General features: G+C 42.0%; 3 protein-coding genes. 1 reads left to right on the top strand and 2 read right to left on the bottom strand.

Annotated elements, in window-relative coordinates; genetic code table 11:
• Positions 1-846, top strand: an 846-nt coding sequence (locus A3766_RS23510; RefSeq protein ID WP_156509077.1) for a YafY family protein, incomplete at its 5' end; no start/stop codon positions are given.
• 63 nt (positions 847-909) lie between these two features.
• On the opposite strand, the gene A3766_RS29890 is transcribed toward A3766_RS23510, so the two are convergent.
• The gene (locus A3766_RS29890) at positions 910-1053 is read right to left on the bottom strand and encodes a hypothetical protein (protein ID WP_156490390.1); all 144 of its coding nucleotides are present in this window, start codon (positions 1051-1053) and stop codon (positions 910-912) included.
• Between the two features lie 113 nt (positions 1054-1166).
• Positions 1167-1565 (bottom strand): prolyl oligopeptidase family serine peptidase (locus A3766_RS23505; protein ID WP_231882974.1); only part of this gene is annotated, 399 nt, incomplete at its 5' end.

The following is a 1565-nucleotide window of genomic DNA, read 5'->3' as shown; positions in this document are numbered from 1 at the left end:
GACCCTTATTCTCTTATTGGCTACAGTTTTGAGAAAATGCCTGACTACATGGCATTGGCACTCTCCATAAGCCAAAAGCATCTGAAGCAAGTCTTACCTGTTGATACTCAGAATGTCCTTAAATCTATTTTTCAGGAAGCTCAAGACAAGCTTCTAAAACAAGAGAAGTCGATTTCCCCCAAGCATTATCAACGCCTGACTAGCGCCGTAGAATTTTTCCAACGCGGGCAACAGTTAAAGGCTGCCGATTTTGACCTGGAAATGCTAAACCGGATATACAGCGCTATCCTTCATCGCAAACGCCTGATACTAAGCTATCAAAGCCAAGGAAAACTCAAAGATTATGAGGTTCATCCTTTCGGCGTTGCGATTATGCTGCCGAAAATATATTTAGTCGCCAAGAAGGAAGGTGACATGCAAAAGGGCGATGAGGCTTTTCGAAGTTTCTTGATTCATAAGATAAGTGACTTAAGTGTTAGCAGTCACGCAAATGCGGTGCCTGAAGATTTCGAGCTAAAAAGCTATCTAGATCAAGGAAATATGGATGTCTTAATCGACTTTCAAGACGCTCAGACTTACACCCTGGAGCTGAGTATTACGACGGGAAAACACAGCAATTTAATACAAGACTTACACGACAACCCTATCAGTCACGATCAGGAGCTACATCACGCTCACGATGATGACTGGAGCTTAAGTGCTACAACTAAGCGCACGGTTCAACTCAGAAACTGGTTAATGTCATTAGGCCCTCAGGCCAAAGTGATATCGCCCGACATCATCAAACAGGACCTTATCGATAACATCGACTTGATACGGGCGAACTATATAAAGCGTCAACACTAACATTAAGTTTAAACGAGATAAGCATGAAACTATTGGCTCTAGCGTCAATACATACTTCCTCTATTAAACTGGCTCAACCAGTACCAAACGCATATCCTGACCTTCAAAAATCTCTTTTAAAGTGTCACGAACATTATGAATGTTGTCGCTTTTGATGCGGAAACGAAACTTAGTGCCTTTTTGAGTGAATGCGTTAATTCTGAACATATTAGATCTCCTGATGATATAGGTCAGCAGCATTTAATGTGTGCTGCTAAGTAAGTACAGGATCTATAATATGGAGCGGAGCGACATATTTTGTCGCTAAATAGGAGTTTTCTTTAATTTCCTTTATTTTTCTTAAGAAAATCTCGATGCCATTGCTCAAGACGCTCAGCAACCCCTAATAATACATAGTCGCTGCGTAGCGAAGAGAATACATCAAAGGCGTGTTGCGCCCCCCCGATCTCGGCAAACTCCACACTTTGCTTAGACACTTCATCTAGCCGACTGGCAAAGTATTGCGCTTCCCCTAGAGACGTCAGCGAATCTTTATCGCCATGAATGATGAGGAAAGGAGGTGCCGCTTCATTAATGTGATTGATCGGCGACATATGACGATATATCTCGGTATTTTCTTGTTTTGTCTGTTTGATAATATTCTTGCGCATGATGATATCCAGGCCAACCGTCAGTTGCAGATTCTGCTCATTCATCAAGTCGTAAATACCATAATAGGG

The sequence above is a fragment of the Oleiphilus sp. HI0132 genome, assembly GCF_001635845.1.
The sequence above is the reverse complement of the archived record's forward strand: the minus strand, read 5'-3'. Positions and strand labels throughout refer to the sequence as shown.